Raw genomic sequence first — 24193 nt, forward strand, 5'->3', positions numbered from 1 at the left:
TTTGTGGGCGGTCGGCGCGAGCGGGGCACGCGGCACGACCGGCCCGGGGATTCGTCAGACCGCCGCAGCGCCGCCGACGATTTCGGAGATTTCCTGGGTGATCGCCGCCTGGCGCGCCTTGTTGTAGATCAGCGACAGGGTTTCGATCGCCTTGGTGGCGTTGTCGCTGGCCGACTTCATGGCCACCATGCGCGCCGCATGCTCGCTTGCCAGGTTTTCCAGGGTGGCCTGGTAGACCAGCGACTCGATGTAGCGCGTCAGGACGTGGTCGAGCACCGTTTCCGGGCCCGGCTCGTAGATGTAGTCCCACTCGTGCGACGTCGCCAGTTCTTCCGACGGCGGCAACGGCAGCAAGGTGTCGATCGTCGGCTTCTGCGTCATCGTGTTGATGAAGTCGTTGTAGCCGAGCTTGAGCTGATCGATGCGCCCTTCCGTGTAGGCATCGAGCATCACCTTGATCACGCCGATCAGGGCCGCGACCTGCGGCTTCTCGCCGAGGTGGGTGGCACTGCCGACCAGGTTGACCTTCAGGCGCTTGAAGAAGGCGTTGGCCTTGGCGCCGATGGCGACGACATCGATCTCCACGCCGCGGTCCGTAAGTTCGCGGATTTCCGCGATCAGGCGACGGAAGAGGTTCGAGTTGAGGCCGCCGCAAAGGCCGCGGTCGGTCGACACGACGATGTAGCCCACGCGCTTGACGTCCTTGCGCGCGACCATGAACGGATGCTGGTACTCGGTATTCGCCTTGGCGATGTGACCGATGACCTGCCGCATCAGGCGCGCATAGGGACGCGAGGCCTTCATGAGGTCCTGCGCCTTGCGGATCTTCGAGGCCGAGACCATTTCGAGCGCGCGCGTCACCTTGCGGGTGTTCTGCACGCTCTTGATCTTGGTTTTGATTTCTCTGCCGCCTGCCATAGATATCTCGTCTTGGGTGTTCGGGGCGCGGCGCTAGCTACGCCAGTACACACACACTTGAAGCCGTTGGAACGATCCGCGCCTTTCCCGGGTGGGAAAGGATCGCCCCCTCGGTCGAGGGGGCGAGGGGCGTCTTACCAGCTGCCAGTCTTCTTGAACTCGGCGATGCCGGACTTGAAGGTGGCTTCGATGTCGTTGTTCCAGTCACCGGTAGCGACGATCTTCTTCATCAGCTCGCCGTGGTTCTGGTGGAAGAACGCGTGCAGGCCCTTTTCGAACGGCAGGATCTTGGCGACCGGCAGGTCGTCCAGGAAGCCCTTCTCGGCGGCATAGACGGACAGTGCCAGTTCCGCAATCGACAGCGGGGCGTACTGGTTCTGCTTCATCAGTTCCGTCACGCGCTGACCGCGTTCGAGCTGGGCGCGGGTGGCGGCGTCGAGGTCCGAGGCGAACTGGGCGAAGGCCGCCAGTTCACGGAACTGCGCCAGCGCCAGCTTCACGCCGCCGGAGAGCTTCTTGACGATCTTGGTCTGGGCGGCGCCGCCGACGCGGGACACCGAGATACCGGCGTTCACGGCCGGACGGATACCGGCGTTGAACAGGTCGGTTTCCAGGAAGATCTGGCCGTCGGTGATCGAGATCACGTTGGTCGGAACGAAGGCCGACACGTCGCCCGCCTGCGTTTCGATGATCGGCAGGGCGGTGAGCGAACCGGTCTTGCCCTTTACTTCACCGTTGGTGAATTTCTCGACGTATTCCTCGTTCACGCGGGCGGCGCGCTCGAGCAGACGCGAATGGAGATAGAACACGTCGCCCGGATACGCTTCGCGACCCGGCGGACGCCGCAGCAGCAGCGAGATCTGGCGGTAGGCCACGGCCTGCTTGGACAGATCGTCATAGATGATCAGCGCGTCCTGGCCACGGTCGCGGAAGTATTCGCCCATGGCGCAGCCCGAGTAGGGGGCGATGTACTGCAGCGCGGCGGATTCGGAAGCCGAGGCGGCGACGATGATGGTGTGATCCAGGGCGCCGTTTTCTTCCAGCTTGCGCACGACGTTCGCGATCGAGCTCTGCTTCTGGCCGATGGCGACGTAGATGCACTTAATGCCGGTGCCTTTCTGGTTGATGATCGCGTCGATGGCCAGCGCGGTCTTGCCCGTCTGGCGGTCACCGATGATCAGCTCGCGCTGGCCGCGGCCGATCGGAATCATCGAGTCGACGGACTTGTAGCCGGTCTGCACCGGTTCGTCGACCGACTTGCGCCAGATCACGCCCGGCGCGACCTTTTCGATCGGCGAGGTGACCTTGGCGTTGAGCGGGCCCTTGCCGTCGATCGGGTTGCCGAGCGAGTCGACGACGCGACCGAGCAGTTCCGGGCCGGTGGGGACTTCGAGAATGCGGCCGGTCGTCTTGACCTTATCGCCTTCGCGCAGGTGCTGGTACTCACCCAGAACCACGGCGCCGACCGAGTCGCGCTCCAGGTTCAGGGCCAGGGCGAACGAACCGCCCGGCAGCTCGATCATTTCGCCGGACATGACGTCGGCGAGGCCGTGGATGCGCACGATGCCGTCGGAGACCGACGTGATGGTGCCTTCGTTACGCGCTTCCGCCGTGGCCTGGAACTGCTGGATGCGGCTCTTGATGAGCTCGCTGACTTCGGAAGGATTGAGCGTGGTTTGCATGGGATTTCTCACGTAGGGCGGGCCTAGGGCCCGCCGTTCTGAACATGGTCGCGACGGCGGGCGCGAGCCCGCCCTACTCGTCAGTGCGTCAGGTTCTGCGCCAGGCGTTCGAGGCGTCCGCGGACGGAACCATCGATCACCACGTCGCCGGCATCGATGATCGCGCCACCGATGACGCTTTCGTCGATCTCGCTTTCCAGTTCGATCTGGCGGCCGAAGCGCTTGGTCAGGGCAGCCTTGAGCGTTTCCGCCATGGCTGCATCGACTGGCACCGCGGCGCGTACGCGCACCTTGAGGACGCCTTCGGATTCGCGCTTGAGCACGGCGAAGCCCTGGGCCACGTCAACGAGGATCGGCAGGCGGCGGTTGGCCGCCAGCGTGCCCAGGAAGTTGGCGTAGGCCGAATCGGTCTTTTCGCCCTGCGGAAGCAGCAGACCGACCAGTTGCTCGCCGGTGACACCCGGGTTGCCGATCAACTGGCGGACCTGGGGATCGCTGGCGACAGCGGCGGCGAATTCCAGTTTCTTCGACCACTCGTTCAGCGCGTTGGCTTCCCGGGCGAGGTCGAAGGCGGCGCGCGCATAGGGACGTGCGAGGCTCTCAGCGCTGCTCATGGATCAGATCTCTTTGGCCAGTGCGTCAAGCAGATCGCGGTGACGGGCCTGATCGATCTCACGCTTCAGGATCTTCTCCGCGCCGGCAACCGCCAGCGAGGCGACCTGCTGACGCAGCACTTCCCGTGCCTGATGCGAGAGGGATTCGATCTCGGCCTGGGCCAGGGCTTTCTGGCGGGCGCCTTCGGCGACCGCATCGACCTTGGCCTTGTCGACGATCTGGTTGTACTGCTGGTTCGCGCGGTCGACGATGTGGGCGGCCTCTTCACGGGCCTTGCGGATTTCGTCGGCAACGCGGGCGTCGGCGTCCTGCAGTTCCTGGCGGGCGCGCTCGGCGGCAGCCAGACCATCGGCGATGGTCTTCTGACGCGATTCGATGGCCGCATTCAGAGGCGGCCAGATGAACTTCATCGTGAACCAGACGAGGATCCCGAAGGAGATCATCTGGCCGAAGAAGGTCAAATTGATATTCATGTTGACTCCTCAGGCATTCGCTGCGTGCTGGCCATGAAGGCGGTGCTTCATGACAAACCGCGCGGCCCCGTCATGGGGCGCGCGGAGAGGTGCAAGCGACGTGCGTGATTAGTGCGCGGCGGTCTGCAGGACGCTGATCAGCGGGTTGGCGAACGCGAAGAACAGCGCGACGGCCAGACCGATAATGAACGCGGCGTCGATCAGGCCGGCCAGCAGGAACATGCGGCCCTGCAGCATCGGCACGAGTTCCGGCTGGCGGGCGGCCGATTCCAGGAACTTCGAACCCATGATGGCGATACCAAGGCAGGCGCCGAGCGCACCCAGACCAATGATGATGCCGATGGCGATGGCGGTCAGGCTCTGAACGTTGGCAATGAATTCCATGGTGGTTCTCCTGAAGTGAAGTCGATTACAAAAGGTGAAGGAAAAGAAAAACGATTAGTGACCTTCGCGGGCGCCGGCGATGTAGACGACCGTGAGGATCATGAAGATGAAGGCCTGGAGCAGGATGATCAGGATGTGGAAGATGGCCCACGCCGCGTTGGCGATGATGCCCGGCAGGAAGGTGAACCAGCTTGCCATCAGGCCGGCGATCAGCATGAACACGAGCTCGCCGCCGTACATGTTGCCGAACAGTCGCATCGCGAGCGAAACCGGCTTGACCAGCCATTCGATGATGTTCATCAGCAGGTTGACCGGGGCCATCACGATGGCCATGGGGCCATGGGCGTGGAACGGCGCGGTCAGGAGCTCCTTGCCGAAGCCGAAACCGCCCTTGGCGGCGATCGCGTGACCCAGCAGGATGAAGAAGACGGAGGTCGACAGCGCCAACGTCGTGTTGAGGTCGGCGGTGGGGACGACGCGGAAATAGGTGTGGTGGGCGGCCTCGGCGCCGGCCACGGTCTGGACGAGCCAGCCGGGGAGGTCGAGCGGGATCAGGTCCATGGTGTTCATGAACACGATCCACATGAAGATGGTCAGCGCGAGCGGGGTGACGGAGCGGCGGTCGCCATGGAAGGTGTCCTTGACCTGGCCGTCGACGAATTCGAGGATGATCTCGACGAACGCCTGGCCCTTGCTCGGCACGCCGGCCGTGGCCTTGCGGGCCTTCGAGCCGAACCACATCACGAAGATGAGGCCCAGGACCAATGCGACGATCCAGCTGTCGAAGTTGAATCCCGAACCGATCTGGATCGTGTTGTGGGTCAGGTGATGCGAGATATACCCGTTCAGACCGCCGGTCGCTGCTTCGCTGCTCACGTTGAACTCCGCTAATCCTTGAACCGCAGCCCCGCCAGATTCACCAGCGTGGCCGCAACGAAACCTGTAATCGCCGCCAGGGGTGGAAACCGCCATACGCCCAGCAGGGCCACCAGGCCACCCGCGAGCAACAGCCACTTCAACACCGTGCCCAGCAGGAAGCCCCAGAAGGCCCCTTGCCCACTGATGGCCTCTCCGACGAACATCCGGGCCGCCAGCAGAGCGGTCCCGCACGTCGCCAGCATCCCGCCCGCGAAGGCGCCCGTTGCCGGTCGCGCTCCCTGCGCCAGGAATACCAATGCCATCAGAAGGGAAACTCCCGTCTGGGCGAACACAATCCGAGCGGCCAGTCGCCGGCCGGCGGCGATCGAATTTCTCACGCGGATGTTGCCCTGACGGTTGCCCGGTTCCGCGCTTCGAAGCTGCGCAAACCGGTCACTAAGCAGCGGAATTATATCAGCCGGTTTTCGCCAGCCGCAACCGAAATGGCAGGTAAAGTCGGCCATTCGCGGCGCCCCGCCGCCGCCGGCGGGTTCTTGCGCCAGGCCACGGAATTCGGTGGAAAAGTCGGGAGGCTTTGGTGTAGCGCGGACGCTATGGCGTGACGGCGAACCGGCAGAGATAACTCCAGGTCTCGCCGACCTGGGTGACCCCATAGGTGTGCCCGCCATTGAACGTCACATAGTTGAGGGTGTCGCCCGCTACCCAGCCGGCCGTCTGGAAACGGACCGGGTCCTGGGAGGCAAAATAGGGCGAGCCATACATTGGATCAGTGGTGCCCAGGTGGATGTCGAGCGGCAGTTTGCGCGCCTGGGTGTTGAGACGGTTCTGGCAGCCGGCTTCGCTCTGTCCGGCGCAAGCCAGGGCATAGAGCCTTGCCGAGCCGACGGAGTAGGCCGCGAGATGGTTCTCATCCAGTTCGGGCACGGCACCGTTGACCAGCAGGTCGTGGGCGACGCCGCCGCCAGCGGAGAAGCCCCACAGGTACATCCGCGCGCGATCGATGTTGTAGGCGGTCGGCAGGTCCTGCGCCACGGCGGCCAGGAAGTCGTAGTCGGAATAGCCGGCAGCCGGCGGATTGAGCCACGATCCGGACGGGCCGTTGGCCACGGGCGCCGCGATAATCGGACGATGGGCGCTGGTGGCCGATTCCCAGGCGTTGCGCGCGCTGCGGGCGTAGGCGTCGGCGTTGACGGGCGTGCCGGCATAGCCGTGCAGCACAATCACCAGGGGCCAGGCGATGCGCGGATCGTAGTCCGGTGGGATGGACAGGTGCACGGTCTGCGTCCCGGTGCCCAGTCCGCCCAGGCTGTACTGGCGGATCTGCCAGCCGGTGCCCGTACTGCCGGAGCCGCCGCTGGGCTGGCTCGGGACGAATTCGGGACCGTCGAATCCGCTGCGCAGGATGCGGTCGCCCGTGCCGCAGGCCCAGGGAGGGAGTTTGACAGTCGTGGCGGCGGGAGCCGGTGCGGCCAGAAACAGCGCAAGAAGCAGATGGATCGATCGGGGGCGCATGGCGGGGACGATGATGTTCTTCAGCGCAGACTAGCGGTCCCCCGGGAGAAATGGTGTGAATTCCCACGCAGTCGTGTCCGGGCCTGTGCCGGGAAGCCGGACGGACCTGGCGGGTTGCGCCCGCCCAGGTTCACCGGCCCGCCGCTGACGAGCGGGCCGGGGCTGTGCGCGGGCGGTTGCGTGCACAGGTGGAAGTGTGGCTATTGCAACTCGTCTGCGCAGGGCGATGGCCGTGGCAGGTGCCAGGCCCGGTGATGCGTCTGTCGACCGCTAGCGCGGCAGAATCGTTTCGGGCGTGTCTTCGAAGTCATCGGCAAAGATCAGATCGGGCGGCGGGTTGCGCTCGACCAGCGAGATATCGTCGAAGTACACCTCCGGCTGCGGATCCTTGTTCTGGTCGCGGAAGTGAAATTGCGTGAATCCTTCGTCGATGATCAATGGGTCAACATCAAAGGAGGCTGTCACCTCGGTCCACATGTCCGCCGGAATGGGGCCGCCGATCAGATCCGAAACCAGGACGGACGCCACTTCTTCCGGCGGCTCGCCATTGAGGAAAGTCAGGCGGATGACCTGGCCGCCAGAGGATCCGCCGTGAATCCAGAAGCGCAGTGCGCGGTAGATCTCCGTGCTGATGCCGCCGGCCGGCGCACACCAGCTCAGGCCGCCGAAGTAGGACGGGGTGAAGCGGATGGCGTAGTCACCCGAATGCACGGTGGCCGTGCTGGCGAAATCGACGTCCGGGCTCCAGGTGCAGGTCTGGTCGAATCCGTTCTTGGTGGAATCATCGTAGATGACCAGGTCTGCCGCGGCGGCAGTGGTAGCGGTGGCGATCAACAGCAGCGATACGACGGCGCGTTGCAATGACATGGCGTTCTCCCTCGGCGGATGCAGTCCAGGACGCTTGCTATCGGTGCCGGTCGCGAGTGGCGGCCAACACGCACTAGTGTGCGCCTGACGGCTTCGGGCTGACTAGGTTGAAAGGCGCCGGCATGGCGAGCCCGGGCGTCGATTGCCGCGCGGATTCCCCGCTCGGCATAATCGCTGCGAAGCGACGCACGCGGCACGGGAAGGCACATGGCAAAGGCGAACGACCTTTACATCGAGGTTCCGGCTGGGCAATGGGTTTTTCGCGAAGGCGAACCCGGCGCCGAGATGTTCATCATTGAATCGGGCACGGTCGAGATCCGGCGCAGCGCGCGTGGTGATGTGACCATCGCCACGCTGGAGAGCGGCGACTTCTTCGGCGACATGGCGATGCTGGAAGACCAGCCGCGGTTTGCCTCGGCACTGGCCCGGACCGATTGCCGGCTGCTGCGGATACAGCGCGCCGCCTTTGCCGACCTGTTGCGCCAAAATGTGGAAATTGCGGTGCGGATCATGCGCAAGCTCGCGGCACGCCACCGGCGCGCCGAGCAGCGCGCCGCCGAACTGCAGGCCGCGCTCGACCAGCTGCGGGGCGCCGCAGCGACGGCCGCAAAGCCGGCGACCGAGCCGGCGGTCCGCCCGCCGCGGCCGGTGACACCGCTGCCGCCGCCATCGGCAGTGGGGCCTGCAGTCCTTGTGCACGCGGCCAGCGGGCAGCGTTTTGCGCTCGATCCGGCACGTACCGAATTCCTGATCGGCCGTACGGATCCCGTCACCGGCATCACGCCCGAGATCAATCTCGGTCCGCTGGATGCGTCACGCAGTTTGAGCCGCCGGCATGCGAAGCTTCTGAGCGAAGGGGGGATCTACTTCCTGCGCGAAGAGGTGGGTACCGCCAACGGCACCTTTGTCAACGGACAGCGCCTGGCGACCGGCGCGACTGTCCCGCTGAAAACCGGAGACCGCCTGAAATTCGGTGCGGTCGAGATCGAGTTGGTCGCGGCCTGAAACGCGACAGGGGAGCATCATGACGAACGAACGACTGGCGGCGCTCGAAGCGGTGGATCTGTCCGCCGTTGCCGACCTGAAACACCTGAAGGCCGAGCAGGACATCCTGGCCGAGCGTCTGACCCAGCTGGAGGAACGGCGGAGCGCCGTCGCTGATGCGGTGTACCTGCGCGTGCGCGGCGACTACCAGGCCAGGACGCGCGAGCTGGAAACGAAGTCGGCACCGCTCAAACAGCAGGCGCGCGAGCAGTACGCCACGCTCAAGGTGCTGCACCATCGCTTCGCCGCCGATCACGAAGCCATCTCGCTCGATCGCCAGGAAATCGAGTTGCGTCACCAGCTGGGCGAGTTCGACGGGGCCGAGTTCCAGCGCCGCAGCGCTGATCTCGAAAAAGACCTGGCCGAGCGGCGCGAGGCATTGGGACGCGCCGAGTCGCTCAAGGCGCAGTTCCTCGAAGCCTTCCATTCGGAAGCCGAGCTCGAAGCGGCCGCGCGTGCACCGGAACCGGCGCCCGCTCCATCTGTCGTAGCGGCCCCGCCGGCTCCGCCTGCAGCGGTCGAGCCCGATCCGGCACCGACGCCCTCGCGCAACGAGATCCCGACCAAGGCCTACCAGACGCTGGAAACGGAAACGATTGCGCCGCCGGATGCGACCCAGGCCATGGCGATGCCGCCGTTGCCCACGATGGAGCCTGCGCCCGCCATGCCAGCCCCACCGGCGACACCGCGGCGTCCTCCCAGTGAGACGCAGATCATGCCGGTACTGGACATCCCGCTGCCGGCCCGCTCGAGCGCCACGCCGGCCGCGCCGTCGGGCGCGACGGTCGTCGTTCGCGCCGCCCGGCTGGTGCCGCAGAATCCCGAGGCGGGCAAGAACAGCATCATGCTGAACCTCAAGCCGCTGAACATCGGTGCGGACCCGGCCAATGACGTTCGCGTCGGCGGCCCGGGCGTGGAAGCCAGGCACGCCCAGCTGACGGTGAGCATGGCGGGTTATACGGTTGTCGACCTGGGCACCGCACACGGCACGCGGGTCAATGCGGAGAAAGTGCGCGAGCGGCTGCTGCGCGACCAGGACGTCATCCAGGTCGGTGCTGCGCGCTGGGTATTCCGGGAGGGTTGAGGGGTGGGCCTTGAGATCGTCACCGAGCAGCAGGGGCAGGTGCATGTCCTGCTGCTGGGCGGCCGGCTCGACGCCGAAGGGGCGGTCGACCTGGAGCTCGCCCTGCAGGAACTGGAGGGCGCAGGTGCCCGCTATTTCCTGTTCGACCTGACGGCGCTCAATTACGCGTCCAGCGCCGGTATCAAGGTGCTGGCCCACCTGGCGGACCGTCTGCGCGGCAAGGGGACGACCTGGCTGGCGGGCGTTCCCGATTCACTGCGGGAGATCTTCACCCAGCCCGAGCTGGCGCAACGCCTGCCCGTGTACGCCGATCGGCGCAGTGCCCTGGCGCGGCACTCCCAGGCGCAGCTGGATCCGCGCCTGGTATCAGCCGCTACGGAACTGATGGGGGCGCCCGCGGCGGACTCCGCGGCGGCCGGCGGCGGCGCTTCCGACCTGACCCAGGCGGCCGCACGGCTGCTGGGAGCCAAGACAGCGCCCGAGAGGGTCGAAACGCGCAATCCGACGCCATTGCCGCCCGGCCGTGAACCGGCAGGGCTCGCGGCGAAACTCAAGCGGTGGCTGGGGCCAAAAAGCTGACCCCTCACCGCTGACCCTGGAGCGCTCGCGGGGGCGAGTGCATTCGAACGTTCCATTCCGATCAGAAAGGAAGGCGAAATGACGATTGCGCTCTGGACCATCCTCGTGGCGGCCTTTCTGCCGCTGGTGTTCACCGGCATTGCCAAGTTCAGCAAAGGGGCGACGCGCTTTGACAATCGCCAGCCGCGCGTCTTCCAGGCCAACCTGGACGGATTCCGCGCCCGTGCGCACTGGGCGCACCTGAACTCGATCGAGGCGTTCCCACCGTTCGCGGCCGCGGTGCTGGTGGCGCATGTGCTGCACGCGCCACAGGACAAAGCGGATCTGCTCGCCGTCGCGTTCATCGTGCTGCGACTGGTGTACGGCGCGATGTACCTGGCGAACCAGGCGACCTTGCGCAGTGTCGCGTGGGCGCTGGGCGTGGCCTGCGTGGTCGGTCTCTTCGTGATCTCGGCCTGAGGCCGGGATAGCAGTCCCCCAAAGAAAAAGGCCGGATGACTTGCGTCATCCGGCCCAAAGCAGCACTGCGACTACGGGGAGGGGAGGGTCGTCGCAGCGCGGCTTGGTACTCGTTGTTCAGTGCTTACTTCGCCGGGGCCGCGGGGGCAGCCTTCTTGAAGGCGTTGGCCTGGTTCTGCAGCGTTTCGTTGGTGGCGGCAAAGGTCGTCTTGGCCAGTTCGCCGAGCGCTTCGCTCGTCTTGATGCCGAGGCCGAACACTTCCTGGCTGGTGCTGTAGACCTTCTCGGCCGATTCCTTGGCGAGGCTGACGCTCTTCGGCCAGATGGCCTTCAGACCGTCGAAGTCACGCACTTCCAGTGCTTCCGACACGAACGCCGCGGTGGCGTTTGCACGGTTCTCGAACGTCTTCAACTGCAGGTCAGCGATCTTTTCGAAGTTCTGGAGCGCCAGGCCCTGAACCTTGAAAGCGGCATCGGCGAAGCTCTTGCTGAACGCCAGCACTTGGTTGTTGTACTGCTCGATCATGGTGGCTTGCCCTCGCAGGCGGTTGGTGGAGTGTGGGCGCGAAGCGTACCAGGGGTTTTGTTGCGTTGCAACACGTGATTCGCAAGAAAATACCCATGACACCGGGATCGGTAGAAATGACGGGAGTCTGCCCGGTGTCAGGGCGTCGTGCATTGCGTCAAAAAAGTGTTAGCAAGGCGGGATTGCGCGCGCGATCCCGCAACGCCGCCCAGGGCGGGCGGTGGCACGAAGCGTGTTCTGGCGCCGGGCGGTAGGGGGCTCAGGGCCCGTCGATATTGGCCAGCAGCGTGTCGCGGAATTCCCGCGGCGCCTTTTCACCGAGCCAGATTGCGATCAGGGCGCGGTTGAACTCCACGCCCGCCAGCTGGCCGACGGGTTTGTTGTCCACATAGATGCGCATGCCGGCATCAGGGATGTAATCGAACAGGATGGTCTGGCCATGCTCGGCGGCGCCGAAGAGGGCCAGGAAGCGATCGACGTTGCCCTTGATGCGCGGCATCTGGTTCGCACCGACCGCGTCGGTGAACGATTTCAGCCAGTACTCGTCGACACGGGCATCATCAAGAGCAGGGATCTGCCAGATGACGGTCATGCGGAAGGGGGACATGCCCGATGCCAGCTGTTCGCCCGAGCGCACCGAAAGCGGTACGTACAGCGCAGCGGTATAGAACGGGACGAAATTGCGATCCAGGACGGCCGCGCCGGACAAATGCAGGTTGTTGCCCACGCCCGGGACGTCAATGCGCTCCGGGAATTCCTCGCCGCCGACAGTGACGGCGGAGGCGGTTGCGGAAAGCGTCAAAAGGCACAACGAGAAAATTCGCGACAGAAGCATGCGCGACACCGGCCCGGAAATTTTCCCGAGTTTAGCCGGTTCCGGTGCTGTCGGGGCCACCGTATGCGCAGCCGGATGTACAGGTTTCGTGAACCACTACACGGCTGAGCAGTGGCAGCGCCGGTTTGAGTTGCTGCCAGATCCAGATCGCCAGGTTCTCGCTGGTGGGATTGGCGAGTCCGTCGATGTCGTTGAGGTAGCGGTGGTCCAGCGCATCGAAGACCGGCGCGAAGGCCTGCTTGATGTCGGCGAAGTCCATTACCCAGCCGGCGCGCGGATCGACCGGGCCGCTGACGTGGATTTCAATCCGGAAGGAATGACCGTGCAGTCGTGCGCACTTGTGGCCCGGCGGAACCTCGGGCAGGCGGTGCGCCGCTTCGATCTGGAATACCTTGAAGAGATCCATCGCGCAGGACGGTGCCGGTCGCGTGCCGGCAAAATACGTGGCCGGCGCGCCAGAAGAAGGAATGGTGGCTAGAGGCGGGATCGAACCGCCGACCTCAGCATTATGAGTGCCGCGCTCTGACCGGCTGAGCTACCTAGCCACTACGGGTAATTGTGCCCGAAATAGGGTCGGGCATTGTAGCTTCGCCGGGGCCGCTGTCAAGGCCGGTTCCATACTCTGCCTTGCTGGCCCCTCGCGCGCTGTGGAAGAATCCTTGCCAGGGCGTAATTTGGAGTGGCCAGTGATCGATCCCGATGGCTATAGGCCGAATGTCGGCATCGTTCTGTTGCGGGATGATGGCCGCCTGTTCTGGGCACGGCGCATCAACCGCGATGGCTGGCAGTTTCCGCAGGGTGGCATGCGCAGCGACGAAACGCCGCTGGAGGCCATGTACCGCGAACTGCACGAGGAAACCGGTCTTGGCGCCGAACATGTGCAGGTGCTGGGAGCCACGCCCGGCTGGCTGCGTTACCGGTTGCCGCGCCGTTATCTCCGGCGCAATGAGCGCCCCCTGTGCATCGGTCAGAAACAGGTCTGGTTCCTGCTGCGGTTCATTGGCGAGGAGCGGCATTTCCGCCTGGATGCCAACGAGAAGCCCGAGTTCGACCTGTGGCGCTGGGTCGATTTCTGGTACCCGGCGCAGAACGTCGTGACTTTCAAGCGGCGTGTGTACGAACGGGCGCTGCGCCAGTTTGCGCCGACGGTGGAGTCGGTGTGCCGTGTGCGCCTGGGGGATCTCCCGGCGCCGGTCGAGAAGAGCCTTTCGGCGGTTCCGGCCCTGGTCTGACGTGCGTGACCGTGCCGTCAGCCGCCCGGCCGACGATGTACGCAGTGGGGCAGCGCGGTCGCGATGTCCGGCAGGTTAGGTGAGATACATTCCCAGTGGATGCCCATCGCCAGTTCCGGCGTCGTTTCGCCGCGCAGGATGATCTGGCCGCCGTCGACGCCCGAGCGCCCGTCGAAGGTGAGGGTGATGGTTGATCCGCTGACGGCCAGCGTCCGCAGCGATTCTCCCCGGTAGAGCGACGGTTCCGGCAGGCCGGCCTGGGCATTGGAGCTAGGCCAGGTACCGTGGGAGAAGTAGAACTCCGCCAGGGCCACCCGGGCTGGATCGGCGGCACGGCGGAAATCGCTCTCGAGGACGCGGTCCCGTTCCTGGCGCGCGCCAACCCCGAAATCACCGCCAGTGCGGCTGCCGCGCAGGTAGTCGTGGAGAAGCAGCGCCGCCAGCGCGGCCGCGAATACCACCACGAAATTCAGGGCCAGGCGCTGCATCGGCGTGCTCCTTGGTGCGCGTGATGATGATCGACACCGGGTGGGTTGCGTCCAATGGGAGAGATGTTGACAATCATTCTCATTTGCAGTTGAATGGATGCACCAAAGGGGCTCTGCACCATGTACGTCTGCATCTGTAACGGCATCACCGATTCGGCCATCCGCGACGCGGCTGCTGATGGTGTACGTTCCCTGGCCGAGCTGACCATGCGGACCGGTTGCGCCGGTACCTGTGGATCCTGCGCCGACTTTGCCGAGCAGGTGCTGCGCGAAGCCATTCCGCGCAATGCCAAGCCCTTCGGACTGGCCCTGGTGGCTGCCGCCGCCTGACGCGCGGCCCATTCCCTCCTGCTGTTCTGCGGTGCCCGGCGGATGAGCCTGGCGATTTCCCGCATTGGATAGTGCATCCGATTCGCGTTTCCTCCTGGGCAGACCGGCGGCGGTATAGTCTGGTCGTTTTCGTTCAAGGAGCAGGACATGAAAGGCGACGCCAAGGTCATTGAGCATCTCAACCGGGCGCTCTACAACGAACTCATCGCGATCAACCAGTATTTCCTGCACGCGAAGATGTTCAAGAACTGGGGCTTCAAGGAACTCGCCGATCACGAGTACAAGGAATCGATCGACGAGATGAAGCACGCGGACAAGCTCATCGACCGCATTCTGTTCCTCGACGGCCTGCCCAACCTGCAGCAGCTGGGCAAGCTGCTGGTCGGCGAATCGCCCAAGGAAGCGCTGGAGTGCGACCTGAAGCTCGAGTACGCGGCAGTGCCGGACCTGAAGGCCGCCATCGCCTATTGCGAACAGGTCGGCGACTACATCAGCCGTGAACTGTTCGAGTCGATTCTCGAATCCGAAGAAGAACATATCGACTGGCTGGAAACGCAGCTCACGCTGATCCGCCAGCTGGGCGATACCGCTTATCTGCAGACCAAGATCGGCAGCTGACATCCGCCCTTTGCGGGCACTTGCGGGTGGGGGTCTGAATACGTACATTAGTACGTATGACGACCCCCGAGCTCACTCCCAAGCAACGCCGCGTACTGGAATTCGTTCGCGCCTATGCGAGCGAGCACGGCTATCCGCCCAGTCTGCGCGAGATTGCCGAAGCGCTCGGCCTGCGCAGCCACAGTTCCGCCCAGGACTACATCGACGCCCTGATGCGCAAGGGCGCCCTGGAGCGCTCCGCCCAGCACCGCGGCCTGCGCCTGCCGGCTGTCGAGACACCGTCGGCGGATTACCGGCTCCTGCCGCTGGTCGGCCGCGTGGCAGCCGGCAGTCCCATTCTTTCGGAAGGCAATATCGAAGCCCAGTTTGCCGTGGCCGGCAATCTGTTCCGGCCGCGGGCGGATTTCCTCCTGCGCGTGGTCGGCGCGAGCATGCGCGAGGTCGGCATCCTCGATGGTGACCTGATCGCCGTGCACCGCACGCCGACTGCGGATGATGGCCGCATCGTGGTGGCACGGCTGGATGACGAAATCACCGTCAAGCGTCTGCGGCATGCGGGCGATCGCCTGCTGCTGCTGCCGGAGAATCCGGATTTCTCACCCATCGAGGTCGATCCACGCCGCACGGACAGCTTCGCCATCGAGGGCGTGTACGTGGGCGTCATCCGTCAGGGGGAACCATGAGTGCCGCACCGGTCCGATCGCTACCCCTGGAAGGCGGCCGTTCGGCGCCTGCCGCCGGGCTGGATGGCGTGCTGCGCCATCCAGGTGTATGGCGCCGCTCCGCGCCGCTGTCGATGCGGGCGCAATCCACCGGCTGGGATGCGCTGGATCGTCTCCTGCCCGGCGGCGGCTGGCCGCTGGGAGCACTCTCGGAAATTCTCATCGGTGCCGATGGCCTGGGAGAGCTGAGCCTGCTGATGCCGGCGCTGGCCAGCCTCACCCGCCAGAAGCAGCGGGTGGTGTTCGTGGCGCCGCCCTACATTCCCTATGCGCCGGCCCTTGCTGCCCAGGGCATCGACCTGGCCTTCGTGGCGGAGGTCGGCAATCCCACCGACGACCCTCTTGGTTCGATGCGGCCGCGTGTCTCCTCGGCGGCCGCTCTGCAGTCCGCTGGTGGAATAGCACCCGCTGCGATGCCGCCCAGGGCAGGAACGACGACGTCTTCTCCTGCTGGTGGGCGCCGGGTGTCCGATGCCTCCTGGAGTGCCGAGCAATGCCTGCGTTCCGGTGCCTGTGGCGCCGTCCTTTTCTGGGCCGACAAGACCGACTACGCCCAGCTGCGCCGTTGGCAGCTGGCGGCGGAACATGGCGGTGGGCTCGCGTTTGTCTTCCGTCCCGAAGCGATGGCCTCACAGGCCAGTCCCTCGGCGTTGCGCCTGCTTGTACATGCGGACGAACAGGGCACATCGGCGGAGATCCTCAAATGCCGCGGCAGCTTTGGTGCTGCTGCCACACGATTGCGATGGCGTGCCTGAGCAGGCAGACCGCCCAGGCCTCGCAAACCTGTCAGTTGGTCAGGAGTTCACCGCCACGGATGGCACTTCGACAGGAGCAACTCATGTGTGAAACACCAGCTTGCTACGCACTGGATAGCGGATGCATGCGACAGCGTCGCAACAGGGCAATGCAACCGACGCGTTCGTCGTCCGCTTTGCCACTTCTGGTATCAGCCGGCGATGGTCCTTTGGCATCAAGCACCGTCAGACGACGCAAGCCTGGGTCATCGGTTGCATCGGCGCCGGAGTGGGTTACGGGTAACCCTCTATCGTTGCCGCCAGCACCATCCGGCAGCGATGCCGTGGTTTCGCGGACCGGCATGCGGTGCACGTCCTTGCCATTCGATGCGTCGACGAGGGGGCCGATGAAGAACGCTTCTCCTGCGAGGCGTGGGTCTTCCGGCGGGAAGGACCAACAGCAGGGCCGGTCACTGGCCGCGAGGCGTCCTGGCAATTGATCTGGCGCACATCCTGAGACACGTACTGGCCAAGGTTGGCTTTCCTGACCACATTACCTTGCCATGCTCTGGGCCTGCCTCCATTTTTTTGAATTGCCCCTGGCAGCGGTATTCGCTACCGCAGGTACCGCGGAAGCGGTGACCGATGACGTCGCCAGCGAGCCGGCACAACCGCAGGCGGTGTATGAAGGTCCGCGCCAGCGGCCGGTGATCGCGCTGGCCAACGCGCCGGCGCAGGCCCAGGGGGTGCGGCGTGGTCAGTCCTTGCCGGCGGCGTCGGCCTTGTGTGCCCAGGTGACGCTGCGGCCGCGCGATCCGGCAGGTGAGCGGCAATTGCTGGATCTGCTCGCCGCCTGGGCCTACGGCTATAGCGCCCAGGTCAGCCGGTTCGAGGATCACTCCCTGCTGGTGGAAGTGGGAGCCAGCCTGCGTCTGTTTGGCGGATGGTCTTCACTGGAGCGGCAATTGCGCGCCGACCTGCAGCAACTGGGGTACGCCCACCGCATGGCGGTGGCGCCTGTCGCCGCTGCCGCCAGCGTACTGGCCCGGATCAGCGACGGTGTCGCCATTGTTCATGACGCGCCGCTGCGTACGGCACTGCGTCGCGTACCGCTGCCTTTCTGCGGGTTGGATGCGAAAGCCGTGGAATGCCTCACCGGCATCGGGCTGACCCGTCTGTGCGACGTCCTGGCCCTGCCGCGCGCGGAACTGACCCGGCGTATCGGCGTTGACGGCGTACGCTGGCTCGACCGCCTGCAGGGTCGAGCCCCCGAGACATTGCCGCTGTACCGTCCACCCGATCGCTTTGCGCGACGAATCGAGCTGGACGGGCGCGTGGACAGCTGGCCGGCGCTACTGTTTCCGTTGCGGCGGCTGGTGCGCGAACTGGCGCTCTACCTGGATCTGCGCGACAGCAGCGTCGAGCACTTTCATCTGCTGCTCGAACACGAGCAGCGCGCCGCCACCCAGGTGCCGGTCACCCTGCTGACCGCGCGCCGCGATGCCGACGGTCTGTTCGAGTTCTGCCGCGGACGCCTGGAGCGCGTCAGCCTGGCTGCCGAGGTTAGTGCTATTTCCCTGGTAGCAGAAGACCTGCCGCCCTTCCAGCCGCGCCACGGCGACCTGTTCGACGTACGCCGTGAGCAGTCCCTCGACTGGCCAGACCTCGCCGATCGCCTGCGCGCCCGCCTGGGCGACGGCGCCGTGCGACAGCTGGCCGTCGGTCACGATCACCGGCCTGAACTCGCCTGGCACTACGGGGCGGCAGGTCGCCTGGACCCACCCCTGCGTGGTCCACGGCCGCTGTGGCTGTTGCGCCGTCCGATCGTGCTGCGACCGGATCCGGCGCGCATCCTGGCGGGGCCCGAGCGCATCGAAAGCGGCTGGTGGGAGGCTGATGCGCGGCGCGACTACTACATCGTGCAGACCCGCGATGGCCAGCGTGCCTGGGCCTTCCTGCCTGCCGGGGCGTACAGCGGCTGGATGCTGCACGGCTGGTTCGCATGAAACCGCCCGGCAAGGTGGTGCCGCTGCGGCCGCCCTCCTTTGACGAGCCGCCGCAGATCCACGACCACGGCCCGGTCAGCCGCCCGCGCCGCCTGCCGCGGCCCCGCGTGGATGGCGGTTCCGAGGCGCCGCCGTTGCATCCGTCCGTCGCCGTCTACTACGCGGAACTGCATTGCCTGAGTGACTTCAGTTTCCAGCGCGGCGCCTCCAGTGCGGCCGAGTTGTTCGAGCGGGCCGCGCGGCTGGGCTACAACGCCCTGGCCATCACCGACGAGTGCTCCCTGGCCGGCATCGTGCGTGCCTGGGAGGCGTCGAAGAAGTTCGACCTGCGCCTGATCGTCGGCAGCGAGATCCGGCTGGCGGACGGCCCGACCCTGGTCTTCCTGGTCGAAGACCTCGCCGGCTACACGGAGTTGTGCCGCCTGGTCACCCTCGGGCGACGCCGCTGCGAAAAAGGCAGCTACCGGCTGTGCCGGGCGGATGTGGAAAACCTCGCGCCGGGCCTGGTCGTGCTGTGGCTGCCGGATCCTGCCGGCCTGCCTTCGCGCCAGCCGGCGCCGGACGCGCAGGCGGTCACCGCGGCGCTCGCCGATGATGCCGACTGGGTCCGGCGGCACTTCGCCGGCCGTGCCTGGATTGCCGTCGAACTGCATCGCGGCGCGGACGACGCGGCCGACGAAGCGGCATTGGTGCAATTGGGAAAACACAGCCATTTGCCGGTGCTCGCGGCCGGTGGCGTCCATATGCACCATCGCAGCCGGCGCGTGCTGCAGGATGTCCTGACGGCGGTTCGCCTCAACACCACCGTTGCCAACGCGGGCGATGCGCTGTTTCCGAACGGTGAACGGCACCTGCGCCAGATCGCGACGCTGTGCGCGATCCATTCGCCGGCGCTGCTGGCCGAAACGCAGGTCGTGGCCGACCGGTGTCGCTTCCGGCTGGATGGCATCAACTACGAGTATCCGCATGAACTGGTTCCGCAAGGCCGCGACGCGACAACTCATTTGCGTGAACTGACCTGGCAGGGAGCCCGTGCCCATTGGCCGGACGGCATTCCGGACAGGGTGGTCCGCCAGCTGGACAAAGAGCTGGCCCTGATCCGGCACAAGAAGTACGAGCACTTCTTCCTCACGGTCTACGAACTGGTCGACTGGGCGCGCCGGCAGGATCCGCCCATCCTCTGCCAGGGGCGCGGATCGGCGGCCAACTCGGCTGTCTGCTACTGCCTGGGTATCACCTCGGTCGATCCGGCGACAGGGCACCTGCTGTTCGAACGCTTCCTCTCGGCCGATCGCGACGAGCCGCCGGATATCGATGTGGACTTCGAGCACGAGCGGCGCGAAGAGGTGCTGCAGCACGTGTTCTCCAAATATGGTCGCGACCGTGCCGCGCTCGCGGCGACCGTGATCACCTGGCAATCCAAGAGCGCCGTGCGCGCGGTGGGTGCGGCGATGGGGCTGGGCGCTGATCAGCTCGATGCGCTCAGTCGCGTGTTCACGCGTGGCAACGGGGGCGAATCGCTGGATGCGTTGCTGGCGGAAAACGGCTTCGACAGCCGTGATCCCACCCTGCAACGCATCATGGCCGTCACCGCCGAGCTGGTGGACCGCCCCCGCCACCTCTCCCAGCATGTCGGTGGCTTCGTCATCTCCGAACATCCGCTGCACAGCCTGGTGCCGGTCGAGAATGCCGCCATGGCGGACCGCACCGTCATCCAGTGGGACAAGGACGACCTGGAGGCCCTGGGCCTGCTCAAGGTCGATTGCCTGGCCCTGGGCATGCTGACCTGCCTGCGCAAATGTTTCGACCTGATCCAGGTACACAAGGGAGAGAAACTGGGCCTCAAATCCATCGCGCCGGACGATCAGGCCACGTACGAAATGATCCAGAAGGCCGACACGATCGGTGTCTTCCAGATCGAATCGCGTGCGCAGATGTCGATGCTGCCCCGCCTGAGGCCGGCCACCTTCTACGACCTCGTCATCGAAGTGGCCATCGTGCGGCCGGGGCCGATCCAGGGCGGCATGGTGCATCCCTATCTGCGCCGGCGCAGCGGTGAAGAGCACTATGTTCCAGACGAGCGCCTGGCGCCGGCGATCGGTCGGACGCTGGGCGTGCCGATCTTCCAGGAGCAGGTGATGCACCTGCTGCAGCTCGCCGCCGACTTCACGCCGGAGGAATCGGACAAGCTGCGTCGTTCCATGGCGGCCTGGAAGCGGCACGGTGGCCTCGAGCACTTCGAGCAGCGTATCCGCGACGGCATGCGCCGGAATCACTACGACGACGCCTTTGCCACGCAGATTTTCGAGCAGATCAAGGGGTTTGGCAGCTACGGCTTTCCTGAATCCCACGCGACGAGCTTCGCCCAGATCGCCTATGTGTCTTCCTGGCTCAAATGCCATCACCCGGAAGCGTTCACCTGCGCGCTCATCAATTCCCAGCCGATGGGCTTCTATCCGCCGGCGCAGCTCATCCAGGACCTGCGCCACCACGGCGGCTGCGTACGCCCGGCCGATGTCAGCCACAGCGACTGGGATTGCACCCTGGAGGCGCTGCCCGGCGGCGGCCATGCACTGCGCCTGGGCCTGCGCCTGGTCAAGTCGCTCAAACAGGTGGTAGCCGAACGCATCGTGACAGCGCGGCGCGTGCGGCCATTTGCCGATGTGGCCGACTTCACCGCCCGCGCACAGATCGAACGGTTCGAGCGCGACCGTCTGGCGGAAGCCGGTGCACTCAAATCGCTGGCGGGGCATCGCCATCGCGCCCGCTGGGAGAGCGCAGGCGCGCAGATCCCCACGCCGCTGCTGAGCGGAGCCACCGTGCAGGAGGAGCGCGTAGCCCTGCGTCCCCCCACGCGTACAGCCAATGTCATGGCCGACTACGCCACGACCGGCCTGTCACTGGAAGCGCATCCGGCGGCATTGGCGCGCGCCGCCCTGCGCCGGCGTGCAGTGCGCGATTCGCGCGAATTGCAGGCGCTGGACGGCAACACCTTTGCACGCAGCGCGGGGCTGGTCACGGTGCGGCAAGCCCCGCCGACGGCCAGCGGCGTGGTCTTCGTCACGCTGGAGGACGAGCACGGGCAGGTCAATGTGGTCGTCTGGCGCGACCTTGCGCAACGCCAGCGCCGGGTCTTGCTGGAGTCGGTGCTCCTGGGGGTCGATGGTGTACTGCAGACGGAGCAGGGCGTCCGCCATCTGGTTGCCAAGCGGCTGCACAACTATACGTCGCTCCTGCCGGCCGGGCTCGACAGTCAGGTTCGCAATTTCTACTGATCCACAATGCGCCATGCGAAAGGCTAGGACGCCTGGTCGCGCATGCCTTCCAGGCAGATGGAAAACCAGTCGTATCCCTCGCACAGCGTATCGATCTCGCTGTCCGGCGACAGCATGCCCAGCGCCGCCGTCAGCGCCCAGTACTCCCCAAGATGATGTTCGAGCAGGTCGGCGTTCTGCTCCAGATGGCGGAAAATCTCCAGCCGCAGGGCATCCAGGCGGCTGTAGTCGAAGCCTGGCTGCAGCGATTGCGTCACCATCGCCATGGCGCGGCGCGCCAGTTCCGGCAGGGCGAAATCCCAGCAGCCCAGCTGCAGGCACATCGACACGCGCACGTAGTCGTTGGCGGCAGCCAGGCCATGGTTCTGGAACAGCTGACGAATTGCCGGATGGTCCGCCATTGGCTACGACTGCGCCTAATCGACAAAAAGAGAATCCAATTAGTACACGAAGTCGCGCGATTGCGGTATCCGTTCCTGCGCGTCGTGGCTTAGACCTTGGTCGTTGGCACTAATGGCCTGCAACACGCGAATCGGAAGAGACTGACTCGTTCCGGCCGCGCTGGACTTGCCGCTCACTCGGGCTGTAGCACTGCTCCCCTCACCCCGAAGCGGCGCCCAGCACGACCAGCCCTTCGCCAGTCACTCCCGACTCTTCGATTACAGGCCACTAGCGATTGGTCAGCTGGATCTCGATGCGCCGGTTACGTGCCAGTGCCTCGGGTGTCTGCGACGTATCCAGCGGCTGGAACTGGCCGAAGCCGTTGGCGGAGAGCCGATGCGCCGGAAGCCCCTGCACCACGAGATACTTCACGATCGACACGGCGCGGGCCGACGACAGCTCCCAGTTCGAGGGGAAGCGATCCGTATGGATGGGGCGATCATCCGTATGGCCGTCGATACGCAGCACCCAGTCGACGGTGGAAGGAATCTCCGACGCCACCTCCCGGACCGTCATGGCCAGTGTGGCCATCGACGCCAGTGCTGCCGGGCTCAGCTCGGCCGAGCCCGAATCAAACAGGATGTCCGTCGGCACGACGAACCGGTCGCCCACGATGCGGACGTCCGCCCGGTTGCCGAGCGCCTCACGCAGGCGGCCGAAGAACTCGGACCGGTAGCGTTCCAGCTCGCCCACGCGATTGGCCAGGGCAATATTGAGCTCCTTGCCGAGGTTGGCGATCTTCAGGTCTTTCGCGGTGATGTCTTTCCTGGCCACGTCCAGCGCGGCCTGGATCTGCGCCAGCTGCGTGTTGACCGCCGCCAGCTGGCGATTGAGCAACTCGATCTGCGCCACCTGCTGGGCGGACAGTTCCTTGCCCTTGGCCGTCTCCTCCTGGCTGATGCCGAGCTCACCGGCGAGCTTGGCGACCTCGGTTTCCAGCTCCGCCTTGAGCTTCTGCAGTGCCGCCACGTCGGCGCCCAGGCGCGCCGCTTCGGTCTGCGCCGCATCGAGGGAGGTCTTGAACTGGTCGCGTTCGGCGGCGGTGGCGCCCAGTGATGCCGACAATTCCTTCACCTGCGCGTCGAGCGCAGTCTTGGCGGATTCGGCGAGCGACAGGGTTCTCGCCAGTTCCGCCACGCGCGCGTTCAGGCTGTCCAGCGCGCGGTTCTTGCCGGCGAGCGAGTCAGACAGCACGAACTGCCCGATGGCGAACAACAGCAACACGAACATCATCACCATGATCAGCGAGGTGAGCGCATCCACGAATCCCGGCCAGATATCCAGGCCGCGGCGACGCGTCGCAAGACTGCGCATGGGAGGCCTCAGTAACCGCGGTCAGCGGGAGCGGGACGACGCTGCGTGTCCATCGCGGCTGCGATCGTGCGCGACAGCAGGCGGAACTCCGAACGTAGATCGTCGGAGAGCGACTGTCCGCCCTGGGACTGGGCTGCCAGCGACTTGAGCACCGTGCGCAGTTCCTCCTGCACTTCAAGGCTGGCGTGCCGCTCGCGCGCATCGCGCGCGAGGAATTCGGTGAGCTTGGCCAGCTGTCCGCTCAATTCGCCCAGGTGCTCGTTCGAGGCGCGGCGCTCGCGGTCGTTTTCGACCAGGGCGCGATGCATCCGCTCCAGGCCGTCGGCCGTCTGCTCGAGCAGGGCCTGCACGTAGGCAGGCACCGATGTGTCGCCTTCGACGCCGACGGCGGTTCCACCGGAAAGGCGGGTGAGACTGGACAGCCATTCCTCCAGTTCGTTGTAGAAGCGGTTCTGCGCGTGACCTGCCTGCAGGTCGAGAAAACCGACGATGAGCGAACTGGCCAGGCCGAACAAGGACGTGGAGAAGGAGGTTGACATGCCCGCGAGCGGTTCGCGCAGATTGGCCTTGAGCGCAGTGAACATGGCGGCCGCGTCGCTGCCCACGTCCAGCGAGCCGATGATGTCGGAGACCGAACGGATGGTCGCCAGCAGGCCCCAGAACGTTCCGAGCAGGCCCAGGAAGATGGCCAGGCCGATCAGGTAGCGCGACAGGTCGCGCGATTCCTCCAGCCGAAGATAGACGCCGTCGAGCACCGTGCGCATGGAGGTAGGCGTCAGCGCCAGCTTGCCGCGCTCGCGGCCGGCCAGCATCCGCGCCATCGGCACCAGCAGGCGCGGCTTGCCCGGTACCGGCCGCTCGGGGTTCGCACGGCGGAAATGCTCCATCCAGTCGATGTCGCGATTGAGCATCAGCACCTGGCGCAGGTTGACCGCGATGCCGCAGGCCAGGGTCAGCAGGATGATGCCGTTGAAGAACGGGTTGGCCTGGAACGCATCCACCAGGCGCGGCGCAATCAGGGCGACAAGGGCGGCGATGGCGGCAAGGAAGCCGATCATCCAGAGGAGGCTGCGGTACGGTCGGGTCATGTCGGTGCCTGGAGGAGGTCGGGACGGGCGTAACGCCCCCCGGTTGGATGCCGATCAGCTCCGACCGGTTGCGTCGGACTTGGTTCCC

General features: G+C 65.6%; 27 protein-coding genes and 1 tRNA gene. 11 read left to right on the plus strand and 17 right to left on the minus strand.

Annotated features, from left to right (window positions below; translation table 11 throughout):
* Nucleotides 1–54 precede the first annotated feature (54 nt).
* From atpG to N4264_RS03545, 9 genes are all read right to left on the minus strand, one after another.
* Nucleotides 55–918 carry a F0F1 ATP synthase subunit gamma gene (gene atpG / locus N4264_RS03505; RefSeq protein WP_261695692.1) on the minus strand — a complete coding sequence of 288 codons (864 nt, stop codon included), beginning with the start codon at nt 916–918 and terminating at the stop codon, nt 55–57.
* 134 nt (nt 919–1052) lie between these two features.
* Nucleotides 1053–2600, minus strand: coding sequence for a F0F1 ATP synthase subunit alpha (gene atpA, locus N4264_RS03510; protein WP_261695693.1), 1548 nt, complete (start codon nt 2598–2600; stop codon nt 1053–1055).
* Between the two features lie 80 nt (nt 2601–2680).
* A complete protein-coding gene (locus N4264_RS03515; RefSeq protein WP_261695694.1) occupies nt 2681–3214 on the minus strand; it encodes a F0F1 ATP synthase subunit delta in 534 nt (177 codons plus the stop codon).
* Nucleotides 3215–3217: 3 nt separating this feature from the next.
* Complete coding sequence (locus N4264_RS03520; RefSeq protein WP_261695695.1) at nt 3218–3688, minus strand: F0F1 ATP synthase subunit B; 471 nt, start codon at nt 3686–3688, stop codon at nt 3218–3220.
* Nucleotides 3689–3796: 108 nt separating this feature from the next.
* A complete protein-coding gene (atpE, locus tag N4264_RS03525) occupies nt 3797–4072 on the minus strand; it encodes a F0F1 ATP synthase subunit C (RefSeq protein ID WP_261695696.1) in 276 nt (91 codons plus the stop codon).
* A gap of 54 nt (nt 4073–4126) precedes the next feature.
* Nucleotides 4127–4948: a F0F1 ATP synthase subunit A gene (atpB, locus tag N4264_RS03530; protein WP_261697569.1), complete on the minus strand. Its 822-nt coding sequence runs from the start codon at nt 4946–4948 to the stop codon at nt 4127–4129.
* An 11-nt stretch (nt 4949–4959) separates the two neighbouring features.
* A complete protein-coding gene (locus N4264_RS03535) occupies nt 4960–5454 on the minus strand; it encodes an ATP synthase subunit I (protein WP_261695697.1) in 495 nt (164 codons plus the stop codon).
* Nucleotides 5455–5542: 88 nt separating this feature from the next.
* Nucleotides 5543–6463 carry an alpha/beta hydrolase family protein gene (locus N4264_RS03540; RefSeq protein ID WP_261695698.1) on the minus strand — a complete coding sequence of 307 codons (921 nt, stop codon included), beginning with the start codon at nt 6461–6463 and terminating at the stop codon, nt 5543–5545.
* A gap of 270 nt (nt 6464–6733) precedes the next feature.
* Nucleotides 6734–7330 carry a hypothetical protein gene (locus N4264_RS03545; RefSeq protein WP_261695699.1) on the minus strand — a complete coding sequence of 199 codons (597 nt, stop codon included), beginning with the start codon at nt 7328–7330 and terminating at the stop codon, nt 6734–6736.
* Between the two features lie 207 nt (nt 7331–7537).
* Between N4264_RS03545 and N4264_RS03550 the strand changes: the two genes are divergently transcribed.
* From N4264_RS03550 to N4264_RS03565, 4 genes are all read left to right on the plus strand, one after another.
* A complete protein-coding gene (locus N4264_RS03550) occupies nt 7538–8335 on the plus strand; it encodes a cyclic nucleotide-binding domain-containing protein (protein ID WP_261695700.1) in 798 nt (265 codons plus the stop codon).
* Nucleotides 8336–8354: 19 nt separating this feature from the next.
* Complete coding sequence (locus N4264_RS03555; RefSeq protein ID WP_261695701.1) at nt 8355–9458, plus strand: FHA domain-containing protein; 1104 nt, start codon at nt 8355–8357, stop codon at nt 9456–9458.
* A 3-nt stretch (nt 9459–9461) separates the two neighbouring features.
* Nucleotides 9462–10037, plus strand: coding sequence for an STAS domain-containing protein (locus N4264_RS03560; RefSeq protein ID WP_261695702.1), 576 nt, complete (start codon nt 9462–9464; stop codon nt 10035–10037).
* 78 nt (nt 10038–10115) lie between these two features.
* Nucleotides 10116–10496, plus strand: coding sequence for an MAPEG family protein (locus N4264_RS03565; RefSeq protein WP_261695703.1), 381 nt, complete (start codon nt 10116–10118; stop codon nt 10494–10496).
* Nucleotides 10497–10620: 124 nt separating this feature from the next.
* Here the strand turns inward: N4264_RS03565 and N4264_RS03570 are convergent, their stop codons facing one another.
* The 4 genes from N4264_RS03570 to N4264_RS03585 form a co-directional block, all read right to left on the minus strand.
* Nucleotides 10621–11022, minus strand: coding sequence for a phasin family protein (locus N4264_RS03570; RefSeq protein WP_261695704.1), 402 nt, complete (start codon nt 11020–11022; stop codon nt 10621–10623).
* A gap of 259 nt (nt 11023–11281) precedes the next feature.
* Complete coding sequence (locus tag N4264_RS03575) at nt 11282–11857, minus strand: chalcone isomerase family protein (protein WP_261695705.1); 576 nt, start codon at nt 11855–11857, stop codon at nt 11282–11284.
* Between the two features lie 31 nt (nt 11858–11888).
* The gene (gene queD / locus N4264_RS03580; protein WP_261695706.1) at nt 11889–12263 is read right to left on the minus strand and encodes a 6-carboxytetrahydropterin synthase QueD; all 375 of its coding nucleotides are present in this window, start codon (nt 12261–12263) and stop codon (nt 11889–11891) included.
* A gap of 62 nt (nt 12264–12325) precedes the next feature.
* A tRNA-Met gene (locus tag N4264_RS03585) sits at nt 12326–12402 on the minus strand.
* A gap of 141 nt (nt 12403–12543) precedes the next feature.
* Between N4264_RS03585 and N4264_RS03590 the strand changes: the two genes are divergently transcribed.
* Nucleotides 12544–13089 (plus strand): RNA pyrophosphohydrolase, encoded by a 546-nt coding sequence (locus tag N4264_RS03590; RefSeq protein ID WP_261695707.1) that lies wholly within the window; start codon nt 12544–12546, stop codon nt 13087–13089.
* Between the two features lie 17 nt (nt 13090–13106).
* Here the strand turns inward: N4264_RS03590 and N4264_RS03595 are convergent, their stop codons facing one another.
* Nucleotides 13107–13577 (minus strand): pilin, encoded by a 471-nt coding sequence (locus N4264_RS03595; RefSeq protein WP_261695708.1) that lies wholly within the window; start codon nt 13575–13577, stop codon nt 13107–13109.
* A gap of 120 nt (nt 13578–13697) precedes the next feature.
* On the opposite strand from N4264_RS03595, the gene N4264_RS03600 reads away from it, so the two are divergent.
* The 6 genes from N4264_RS03600 to N4264_RS03625 all read left to right on the plus strand — a co-directional run bounded on the left by N4264_RS03600 (nt 13698) and on the right by N4264_RS03625 (nt 21262).
* Entirely contained in the window at nt 13698–13907 is a 210-nt protein-coding gene (locus N4264_RS03600) for a (2Fe-2S)-binding protein (protein WP_261695709.1), read from the plus strand.
* A 147-nt stretch (nt 13908–14054) separates the two neighbouring features.
* On the plus strand, nt 14055–14525 hold the full coding sequence (gene bfr, locus N4264_RS03605) for a bacterioferritin (protein WP_261695710.1): 471 nt from the start codon (nt 14055–14057) through the stop codon (nt 14523–14525).
* Between the two features lie 56 nt (nt 14526–14581).
* A complete protein-coding gene (lexA, locus tag N4264_RS03610) occupies nt 14582–15208 on the plus strand; it encodes a transcriptional repressor LexA (RefSeq protein WP_261695711.1) in 627 nt (208 codons plus the stop codon).
* Nucleotides 15205–16002: an ImuA family protein gene (locus N4264_RS03615; RefSeq protein WP_261695712.1), complete on the plus strand. Its 798-nt coding sequence runs from the start codon at nt 15205–15207 to the stop codon at nt 16000–16002. Before lexA ends, N4264_RS03615 begins: the two co-directional genes overlap by 4 nt.
* Nucleotides 16003–16544: 542 nt before the next feature.
* Complete coding sequence (locus tag N4264_RS03620; RefSeq protein ID WP_261695713.1) at nt 16545–17987, plus strand: Y-family DNA polymerase; 1443 nt, start codon at nt 16545–16547, stop codon at nt 17985–17987.
* Nucleotides 17984–21262, plus strand: a complete 3279-nt coding sequence (locus tag N4264_RS03625) for an error-prone DNA polymerase (RefSeq protein WP_261695714.1) — start codon at nt 17984–17986, stop codon at nt 21260–21262. Before N4264_RS03620 ends, N4264_RS03625 begins: the two co-directional genes overlap by 4 nt.
* Nucleotides 21263–21285: 23 nt before the next feature.
* Here the strand turns inward: N4264_RS03625 and N4264_RS03630 are convergent, their stop codons facing one another.
* The 3 genes from N4264_RS03630 to N4264_RS03640 all read right to left on the minus strand — a co-directional run bounded on the left by N4264_RS03630 (nt 21286) and on the right by N4264_RS03640 (nt 24105).
* Nucleotides 21286–21663, minus strand: coding sequence for a hypothetical protein (locus N4264_RS03630; protein WP_261695715.1), 378 nt, complete (start codon nt 21661–21663; stop codon nt 21286–21288).
* Nucleotides 21664–21931: 268 nt separating this feature from the next.
* Nucleotides 21932–23017 (minus strand): peptidoglycan -binding protein, encoded by a 1086-nt coding sequence (locus N4264_RS03635; protein ID WP_261695716.1) that lies wholly within the window; start codon nt 23015–23017, stop codon nt 21932–21934.
* An 8-nt stretch (nt 23018–23025) separates the two neighbouring features.
* Nucleotides 23026–24105 (minus strand): flagellar motor protein MotA, encoded by a 1080-nt coding sequence (locus N4264_RS03640; RefSeq protein WP_261695717.1) that lies wholly within the window; start codon nt 24103–24105, stop codon nt 23026–23028.
* Nucleotides 24106–24193 lie beyond the last annotated feature (88 nt).

Origin of the sequence: Tahibacter amnicola (assembly GCF_025398735.1) — a bacterium.
In the GTDB taxonomy this organism is placed as follows: Bacteria; Pseudomonadota; Gammaproteobacteria; order Xanthomonadales; family Rhodanobacteraceae; genus Tahibacter; species Tahibacter amnicola.

Excerpts from the sequence above, each read along its gene's own strand:
- atpG (WP_261695692.1), bottom strand. The coding sequence starts at position 918 with ATGGCAGGCGGCAGAGAAATCAAAACCAAGATCAAGAGCGTGCAGAAC.
- atpA (WP_261695693.1), bottom strand. The coding sequence starts at position 2,600 with ATGCAAACCACGCTCAATCCTTCCGAAGTCAGCGAGCTCATCAAGAGC.
- N4264_RS03515 (WP_261695694.1), bottom strand. The coding sequence starts at position 3,214 with ATGAGCAGCGCTGAGAGCCTCGCACGTCCCTATGCGCGCGCCGCCTTC.
- N4264_RS03520 (WP_261695695.1), bottom strand. The coding sequence starts at position 3,688 with ATGAATATCAATTTGACCTTCTTCGGCCAGATGATCTCCTTCGGGATC.
- atpE (WP_261695696.1), bottom strand. The coding sequence starts at position 4,072 with ATGGAATTCATTGCCAACGTTCAGAGCCTGACCGCCATCGCCATCGGC.
- N4264_RS03535 (WP_261695697.1), bottom strand. The coding sequence starts at position 5,454 with ATGGCCGACTTTACCTGCCATTTCGGTTGCGGCTGGCGAAAACCGGCT.
- N4264_RS03540 (WP_261695698.1), bottom strand. The coding sequence starts at position 6,463 with ATGCGCCCCCGATCGATCCATCTGCTTCTTGCGCTGTTTCTGGCCGCA.
- N4264_RS03545 (WP_261695699.1), bottom strand. The coding sequence starts at position 7,330 with ATGTCATTGCAACGCGCCGTCGTATCGCTGCTGTTGATCGCCACCGCT.
- N4264_RS03550 (WP_261695700.1), top strand. The coding sequence starts at position 7,538 with ATGGCAAAGGCGAACGACCTTTACATCGAGGTTCCGGCTGGGCAATGG.
- N4264_RS03555 (WP_261695701.1), top strand. The coding sequence starts at position 8,355 with ATGACGAACGAACGACTGGCGGCGCTCGAAGCGGTGGATCTGTCCGCC.
- N4264_RS03565 (WP_261695703.1), top strand. The coding sequence starts at position 10,116 with ATGACGATTGCGCTCTGGACCATCCTCGTGGCGGCCTTTCTGCCGCTG.
- N4264_RS03570 (WP_261695704.1), bottom strand. The coding sequence starts at position 11,022 with ATGATCGAGCAGTACAACAACCAAGTGCTGGCGTTCAGCAAGAGCTTC.
- N4264_RS03575 (WP_261695705.1), bottom strand. The coding sequence starts at position 11,857 with ATGCTTCTGTCGCGAATTTTCTCGTTGTGCCTTTTGACGCTTTCCGCA.
- queD (WP_261695706.1), bottom strand. The coding sequence starts at position 12,263 with ATGGATCTCTTCAAGGTATTCCAGATCGAAGCGGCGCACCGCCTGCCC.
- N4264_RS03595 (WP_261695708.1), bottom strand. The coding sequence starts at position 13,577 with ATGCAGCGCCTGGCCCTGAATTTCGTGGTGGTATTCGCGGCCGCGCTG.
- N4264_RS03600 (WP_261695709.1), top strand. The coding sequence starts at position 13,698 with ATGTACGTCTGCATCTGTAACGGCATCACCGATTCGGCCATCCGCGAC.
- bfr (WP_261695710.1), top strand. The coding sequence starts at position 14,055 with ATGAAAGGCGACGCCAAGGTCATTGAGCATCTCAACCGGGCGCTCTAC.
- lexA (WP_261695711.1), top strand. The coding sequence starts at position 14,582 with ATGACGACCCCCGAGCTCACTCCCAAGCAACGCCGCGTACTGGAATTC.
- N4264_RS03615 (WP_261695712.1), top strand. The coding sequence starts at position 15,205 with ATGAGTGCCGCACCGGTCCGATCGCTACCCCTGGAAGGCGGCCGTTCG.
- N4264_RS03620 (WP_261695713.1), top strand. The coding sequence starts at position 16,545 with ATGCTCTGGGCCTGCCTCCATTTTTTTGAATTGCCCCTGGCAGCGGTA.
- N4264_RS03625 (WP_261695714.1), top strand. The coding sequence starts at position 17,984 with ATGAAACCGCCCGGCAAGGTGGTGCCGCTGCGGCCGCCCTCCTTTGAC.
- N4264_RS03630 (WP_261695715.1), bottom strand. The coding sequence starts at position 21,663 with ATGGCGGACCATCCGGCAATTCGTCAGCTGTTCCAGAACCATGGCCTG.
- N4264_RS03635 (WP_261695716.1), bottom strand. The coding sequence starts at position 23,017 with ATGCGCAGTCTTGCGACGCGTCGCCGCGGCCTGGATATCTGGCCGGGA.
- N4264_RS03640 (WP_261695717.1), bottom strand. The coding sequence starts at position 24,105 with ATGACCCGACCGTACCGCAGCCTCCTCTGGATGATCGGCTTCCTTGCC.